The sequence below is a fragment of the Chloroflexota bacterium genome (genome assembly GCA_018829775.1).
In the GTDB taxonomy this organism is placed as follows: domain Bacteria; phylum Chloroflexota; class Dehalococcoidia; order Dehalococcoidales; family RBG-16-60-22; genus E44-bin89.
In genome coordinates this window covers 1-6,979 of sequence record JAHJTL010000043.1, presented here as the reverse complement: position 1 = coordinate 6,979, position 6,979 = coordinate 1, and the positions used below count along the sequence as shown (strand labels likewise).

General features: G+C 50.3%; 8 protein-coding genes. 4 read left to right on the top strand and 4 right to left on the bottom strand.

Annotated features, from left to right (window positions below):
• The 4 genes from KKD83_04385 to KKD83_04370 all read right to left on the bottom strand — a co-directional run.
• A partial coding sequence (locus KKD83_04385) for a hypothetical protein (GenBank protein ID MBU2535390.1) occupies positions 1-412 on the bottom strand: 412 nt, incomplete at its 3' end.
• 70 nt (positions 413-482) lie between these two features.
• Positions 483-1,547 carry a tyrosine-type recombinase/integrase gene (locus KKD83_04380; GenBank protein MBU2535389.1) on the bottom strand — a complete coding sequence of 355 codons (1,065 nt, stop codon included), beginning with the start codon at positions 1,545-1,547 and terminating at the stop codon, positions 483-485.
• 269 nt (positions 1,548-1,816) lie between these two features.
• On the bottom strand, positions 1,817-2,182 hold the full coding sequence (locus KKD83_04375) for a hypothetical protein (GenBank protein MBU2535388.1): 366 nt from the start codon (positions 2,180-2,182) through the stop codon (positions 1,817-1,819).
• Between the two features lie 95 nt (positions 2,183-2,277).
• A complete protein-coding gene (locus tag KKD83_04370; protein ID MBU2535387.1) occupies positions 2,278-3,285 on the bottom strand; it encodes a tyrosine-type recombinase/integrase in 1,008 nt (335 codons plus the stop codon).
• Positions 3,286-3,596: 311 nt separating this feature from the next.
• Here KKD83_04370 and KKD83_04365 point away from each other — a divergent pair, with 311 nt between their 5' ends.
• From KKD83_04365 to KKD83_04350, 4 genes are all read left to right on the top strand, one after another.
• The gene (locus tag KKD83_04365) at positions 3,597-4,505 is read left to right on the top strand and encodes a glycosyltransferase family 2 protein (protein MBU2535386.1); all 909 of its coding nucleotides are present in this window, start codon (positions 3,597-3,599) and stop codon (positions 4,503-4,505) included.
• Between the two features lie 149 nt (positions 4,506-4,654).
• Positions 4,655-5,593, top strand: coding sequence for an NAD-dependent epimerase/dehydratase family protein (locus KKD83_04360; GenBank protein MBU2535385.1), 939 nt, complete (start codon positions 4,655-4,657; stop codon positions 5,591-5,593).
• A 10-nt stretch (positions 5,594-5,603) separates the two neighbouring features.
• Positions 5,604-6,308 (top strand): NTP transferase domain-containing protein, encoded by a 705-nt coding sequence (locus tag KKD83_04355; GenBank protein MBU2535384.1) that lies wholly within the window; start codon positions 5,604-5,606, stop codon positions 6,306-6,308.
• Positions 6,308-6,979, top strand: a 672-nt coding sequence (locus tag KKD83_04350; protein ID MBU2535383.1) for a GHMP kinase, incomplete at its 3' end; no start/stop codon positions are given. The genes KKD83_04355 and KKD83_04350, both read left to right, overlap by 1 nt.

The following is a 6,979-nucleotide window of genomic DNA, read 5'->3' as shown; positions in this document are numbered from 1 at the left end:
CGTCATAGCTCGTTCCCTCCCGCTCTATCTTCGTCAGTCTCGTCGCTGCCTGGATGATTTGGCTGCGGGGGAATTCCTCCTCGGGTACAGAGCGACACATCCCTACCCAGGATTCAAGCAGGGATGGCTCCACACCGAGTGATATAAGCCTTCTAGCAATGGTGAAAAGGTACACCGCTTCTGTCGAGGACATCTTGGATTTCCTGAGTGCCACTACCATGTCTCTCAGCTCGTTCAGAAGTTCAGTCAAATGTTCAAACTGGGGAAGTCTGCCTTCTTTGAGATCCTCTACTATCGCGGCGACGGAACCCTTAGCGATTCCCGTCTTCCGGGCAATCTCATCATAGGAAAGACCCTCAAAGTAGAGTCTGGCTACCATGAGCTTTTTGGCTTGTGTTATCTCTTTGCTCATCCTTGTAACTCCTTTCGGCATCAAATATTAGCCAATGAACACAGTTTTGAATGTTTGACTTCACCCGACTTCACCTTACTGTCTCTTTCCGAATCCTGCCTTTACCCTCTTTTGTCTTTCCATACTTCAGCTTGAAATCCATGTTATCTATCGGCGAATGGCGACGGTGAGCCATTTGAACGTCGGCTTGCGCCATGTTGACATATATTCGGAGGACATCGAGAGTGGAATGTCCCATTATCCTCTGCAAACTGAAGACATCTCCCCCGTTGCGGAGAAACATCACGGCAAAGGTATGACGGAAGGTATGGGGGCTTAATCGTACCCCGGTGATGCCAGCCTTCTTGCCGTAATGTTCGACGATGGCTTCGACTCGGTCCTTGGTCAAAGGACGACCGTCACGGGTAAGAAATGTCTGATCGTACCGCGGAGTGGCCGGCTCAGAACGGCAGCGGATCAGATACTTCCATAGTGCCTTTTGAACCTTAGCTCCAATAGGCACTAGCCTCTCCTTGCTTCCCTTGCCCCACACCTTGCATAGTCTGGCCTCTAAATTAACATCCTCGACTTTGAGGCCGGTGAGCTCGCTGCACCGCATCCCTGTGTCTATAAGTGTCAAAATGATGGTGTAATCCCGGTAGCCCAGTGGCGTTCTCGTATCTATTGCCCCCATAAGTTGCCGCAGTTGCTCCTGGGTAAAGGTGGGCATAATCTTCTTCGGTGCTTTGGGTATCTTTATTTGTGAGAAGGGGTTCTCCTCGACGAATCCCTCCCTTTGTGCCCAGGACCAGAAACTCCTCACAGCACGAAGATAGCCGTTCACGGTATGCCCTGAGAGATGACCCTCCTGTGGCCTGGTGAATCGGTGCTGAGCGAACCGTTGTCGCCCCTGCAGGTGAACGATGAAGCGCCGAAGTTCTCGTACGTCAATCCTCCCGATATCAGTCGGCAACCCATTTGAGGACAGGAATTCTTGGAGATAACGTACCGAAGCCTCTACGATAGCGATCGTCGCCGGGCTTTTCCCCTCGCTTTGGGCACACAGCTTGTAGCCCTCCATCAAATGCGCAAGGTCGGCTCGAGTTCCCCGCTGTAGCGCCTCTTGCAGAAAGTTATCAATTTCTCCGTTCAGCATGATTGCTCCTCCTCACCGGTAAATAAAAGAGGCCTGGAAACCTCCAGGCCTCTTTGGGCTCTCTCGCCAGGGCCCTCGCGGGGCTCACCTCTTAGACATTCAATTCGGTCGCCTTTCCTTAAGGTGCATCCGGGCCATGTATCCGCACTTCCGGCACTTCACCTCGATCATCCCCTTTCCCTCACTTACCCTGAAGAGAAGGGCTTGACATCGAGGACAACGAAAATCGGTCAACGTCTCTGGTTCTAACCTTAGCGGCCCGCTGGTCGTCATGGGTACATTCCCTTCGCCAAACCGCGTGCCTTTTCTTCCGGGAATCCCGCTTCGATAAGCATCAGTTCAGCGGCTCGTTGTCGCCTCTCCGGAGTTCTGGCTTTGCCCATGACCGAAAAGAGAGCTGCGGCATTTTTCGGGAAGCTAATGACCTCCCAAGGTGGAGGTGGAGGCGGTATACTATGCTCGTCGTGAAGGAGCCACAGGTAGGCTGCCGGCTTTAAAGCGAGTGCTCCAGACCGAAGCTCATCGTGTTTCACCACGGCTGAACTGCCACAGGTACCACAACGATGGGTAGCCTCGGGATTTCGCTCAAAAAACGGGTTCCCACAGTCAAGGCAGATAAATAATACCCTCATCATATTACACTTTTTCGAGTAGCTATGACAAATATTACCATAACGAAGTCTGTTTGTCAAGTAGTCATTACGAATATTACCATAGCGACGTCTGGCTGTCAAGTCCTCGGGAATCGAAACCGGGAGTTCAATCCCATTGCGGCAAAATCGAGGTTATCCACCGGACTTGCCGTGATGTGTGCCTTTTTGACATCAATATCGGCAAGTTCACAGTATTTTCGGGTCATCTCCAGGCTAGAGTGGCCTAGCATCCGCTGTAGGCTGAAGACATCTCCGCCATTTCTAATGAAGGTAACCGCGGCGGTGTGGCGGAGGGTATGAGGTGAGCATCTTATCCCCGCTAGTCCGGCTTTCTTACCGTAGTAGGTCATAATCTTCTCCACCCTATCCTTGGTTAGTGATCTACCTTCTCGAGTGAGGAAGACAAAGCCACCGTTGGCGGTAGCTGGCTCGGGACGGTAGCGGTCGATATAGCGCCAGAGCAACCGCTGAACCTGCTTACCTATCGGGATAAGACGCTCCTTATTCCCCTTGCCCAAAACCTTGAGCATACCTTCTTCTAACCGCAGTTTGCCTAGCTCTAGATTGCAGAGTTCAGATACCCTCAGACCAGTATCAAGCAGGGTTAGCACCATAGTGTAGTCTCGATATCCTTGAGTAGTTCGAGTATCGATAGCGCCAAACAGTTGTCCAATCTGGTGATCAGACAGGGTAGGGATGATCTTCCTTGGCGGTGGCGGAATCTTCACCCGCTCAAAAGGGGTACTGTCTATGATTCCCTCTGAGACGAGCCAGGAGAAGAATATTCTCAGGCTGCGCAGGTAGCAATTTATGGTGTGTCCTGAGAGACCTTTATCTTGGGCATGGTTGAAGCGATGGTCGGAGAAACACCGCTTATGCTGCAGGTGCAGGATGAATGCCCTGATTTCATGATGAGTGACCTCGGTCATAGCCGCGACGATTCCCTGAGAAGTAAGGAAATGGTGGAAATAATTGGCGCTGCTGGTGACAATGGCAATGGAATTCGGGCTTTTGCCTTCCGTAGCGGCACAAAGTTGATACCCTGCGATATGATGCTCAAGTGTTACCGGTGGTACTGTTCTCATCTTGTCCCCCTTCAAAATTTGGCGAAGCAAGAGGTGTTTTCAACAAAACATCCCGGTCTTTCGTCCGGGTTGGGACAAGATTTCGTATCTATTTTGGGGATTCAGGCGGTTTTTTGTCTCCTCTGAAAGAGACCTCTTGCGTGTGAAGCAGGCGCTCTAACCACTGAGCTAACCGCCCGAACATCAGCTATTTTACCCCAAAACGGGGGCATTGTAAATTATAGACTTTTTGGTACTATGACCAAATTTTTAGTTTGCACAAAGCACAACTCTGCCCGGCATATGTTATAATGACGAGCGAGGAAGGGTACTTGGAACATAGTAGTAAGACGAAAAAACCGGAAAAACCAGTCATAATCGTCGGCATGCCGGCTTATAACGAGGAGAATTATATTGGCAGCGTTGTCCTGCAGGCACGGCAGTTTGCCGACGAGGTGGTGGTAGTTGACGACGGCAGCTCCGACCGCACTGCGCGGGTAGCCCGGCTTGCCGGCGCCACGGTTGTCCAGCACCAGAAAAACAGTGGCTATGGTGCCACCGTCCAGACCGTGCTTGCCGAAGCGAAGAAAAGAAACCCAGATGTACTGGTGTTACTTGACGCTGATGGCCAGCATAACCCCGAGGAGATGTCGTCCTTGGTGGACGCCATCCTGGATGGCGCTGATGTGGTCGTCGGGTCACGAAAGATAAAAAGCGAAGACATACCAGCTTATCGCAAATTCGGGCAAAAAATCATTTCTTATTTCACCCGCGTACTTTCCCGGAGCACATTATCTGACACCGAGTCGGGATTCAGGGCCTTTTCAAGAAAAGCAATAAACGTGCTTGAACCCAAAGAGCAGGGGATGGCAATCTCGGCGGAGACCATATCAGAGGCCACGGCCAAAGGGCTCAAAATCGCCGAGGTTCCTGTCTCAGCTATTTATACCAGAGATGGCTCAACGCTGAACCCTGTTAAGCACGGCGTCGGTGTTCTGAATCGGGTGCTGGTGATGATATCGGAGAGGAGACCTCTTCTATTTTTTGGACTGGCTGGCAGCATCTCCGTAATTCTGGGCATTGCGGCCGGTGTTATCGTTTTGAGAGCCCTTTTTACCATTAACGAAGTGGCCGTGGGCACCGCGATGGTGGCAATGCTCCTGATTACGGTTGGGGTGTTGTGTATCTTTGCTGGCGTAATACTGAACGTACTTGTGAAGCGGATACGCGATTCACTGTAGGGATGAAGACAGATTGGAATAAATTTCCAGGAAAATTCAGTCGATTTATAGAAAGCGCTGTCTTTATCTTCTGTCAAGCCAACGGTTTACGTTTAATCGATTCAAATAACGTTCACTACGGTTAGATTTCATTAAGTAATGGGTAAATTATGAAGTATTTTATCACCGGTGGCGCTGGGTTCATCGGCAGTCATCTGGTCGACCGCCTGACAAATACAGGATTGGTTACCGTCTACGATAACCTGAGTTCCGGGAAACGTGAGTTCATCAGCCAGCATTTAAATAATCCCAATTTCAAATTTATTCAGGCTGACGTTCTGGATCGAGGTCAACTGTCGACGGCAATAAAAGGCAGTGATGTCGTCTTTCATATGTCAGCCAACCCGGACGTGAGACTCGGGCAACACGATACTGCAGCCGACCTGAATCAGGGAACCATTGCCACATATGATGTCCTGGAGACTATGCGAAGACAGGGTATCGGTAAAATCATTTTTGCCTCAAGCAGCGTTGTGTATGGTGAAATATCCGGCGAGCCTGCTTCTGAAGACCATGGTCCATTGCAGCCCATATCTCTTTATGGAGCCGCCAAGCTTGCCAGTGAGGGCCTGATTACAGCATTCTGCCATCTCTTTAATATGCAGGCGTGGATTTTTCGCTTTGCCAATGTCGTTGGCCCGAGGGCAACCCACGGTGTAATTTACGATTTCATTAATAAACTGAAAAAAAATAACGAGGAACTGGAAATACTCGGTGACGGCAAACAGTCAAAGCCCTACATACATGTCAGCGATTGCGTGGATGGCGTGTTATACGGTCACCAGCATTCCGATGGACAGGTCAACGTTTTTAACCTGGGCAATCATGACATGGTCGATGTCACGACAATAAGTCGCATACTTTTGGAACAGATGGGGCTGTCCGAGGTTACGTTGAGATACACGGGAGGAAGCCGGGGCTGGCCGGGAGATGTCCCCCGTATCTGCCTGGAAACGTCAAGAATGGAAAAACTGGGCTGGAAGCCGAAATACAGTTCTGAAGAGGCAATTCGTCTGGCGATAAAGGAGATACTGGCTGAGTCGGCCTGAGGAACCAACCATGCAGGCGGTCATATTGGCAGGTGGTCTGGGCACCAGACTGGGAGAATTGACCAGAGCTATGCCCAAAGTAATGATACCGTTCCACGGTAAGCCTTTTCTCTATTACGTCGTACGGCTTCTGGAAAACCAGGGTATAAAAGACATCGTCATATGCGCTGGCTATCTAGGAGAGCAGGTAAGGGACTTCTTTGGCGATGGACGCGAAATGGGCGTGGACATAAAATACAGCGAGGAAGGTAAAAAATTGCTTGGCACCGGGGGTGCGCTGAAACGGGCACGGGATATGCTGGATAGCTACTTCCTGGTGCTTAACGGGGATACCTACCTGCCGATTGATTACCATGAAGTGGAAGAGAGGTATTTGCAGCTCGGACGGAAGGCCCTTATGGTGGTCTATAATAATGAAGTGGATACCGGTGTGAGAAATAATATCGCTCTTGACAATGATAAAATGGTGGTAAGATATGATAGGGAAGGAGTATCACCGGAACTGAATTATGTGGAAGCGGGCGCGGTAATCCTCCGGAAAGAAGTACTGGATTTCGTCCCGGGGGGGGTGCCGATTTCTCTTGAAGACGGGATATATCGTTACTTAATAGAACAAGGGGAGCTGGCTGCTCATATCATAAGGCAGCGGTTTTATGATATCGGAACGCCGGAACAGCAGCAGGTTTTTGAAGGAGTTGTGAAAAAGGTGCCGTGATGATAATTACGCGAACTCCATTCAGAATCAGCTTTGTCGGTGGCGGGACCGATTTGCGTGAATTCTACCGGAATGAACCCGGGGCCGTGGTGAGCACAGCGATAAACCGATACATGTACATCATCGTTAACAAACGCTTCACCGATGCCATCAGGGTAAGTTACTATGCCAAAACGGAAATAGTTGACAGCGTCGACGAAATACGTCATCCGTTAGTCAGAGAAGCCTTGAAATTGGTCGGAATCCGGAGTGGAATAGAGATTGCCTCGGTGGCCGATGTTCACGCCGGGGCCGGCCTCGGTTCTTCTGGCAGCTTCACCGTAGGCTTGCTCAATGCTCTCTATGGCTATAAGGGAATTCTCAAGTCCGCCGAAGAACTTGCCAGAGAAGCATGTCACATTGAGATTGACATTCTGGGCGAGCCTATCGGCAAACAGGACCAGTACATCACTGCTTATGGTGGCCTCCGTTATTTTCAGTTCAATACCGATGAAACTGTCACTACCGAACCGATTATCTGGTCATCGGAACGTAAAGACGAACTGGTGCAAAACCTGCTGCTGCTGTATACCGGCGATATCCACCAAGCTAGCAGCATTCTACAGGAGCAGAAAGAGCAAACTCAGCAGCCGGATAAAATGGCGAGCCTGAGGAAAATGCGTGATATGGCT

Excerpts from the sequence above, each read along its gene's own strand:
- KKD83_04375 (MBU2535388.1), bottom strand. The coding sequence starts at position 2,182 with ATGATGAGGGTATTATTTATCTGCCTTGACTGTGGGAACCCGTTTTTT.
- KKD83_04360 (MBU2535385.1), top strand. The coding sequence starts at position 4,655 with ATGAAGTATTTTATCACCGGTGGCGCTGGGTTCATCGGCAGTCATCTG.
- KKD83_04380 (MBU2535389.1), bottom strand. The coding sequence starts at position 1,547 with ATGCTGAACGGAGAAATTGATAACTTTCTGCAAGAGGCGCTACAGCGG.
- KKD83_04370 (MBU2535387.1), bottom strand. The coding sequence starts at position 3,285 with ATGAGAACAGTACCACCGGTAACACTTGAGCATCATATCGCAGGGTAT.
- KKD83_04355 (MBU2535384.1), top strand. The coding sequence starts at position 5,604 with ATGCAGGCGGTCATATTGGCAGGTGGTCTGGGCACCAGACTGGGAGAA.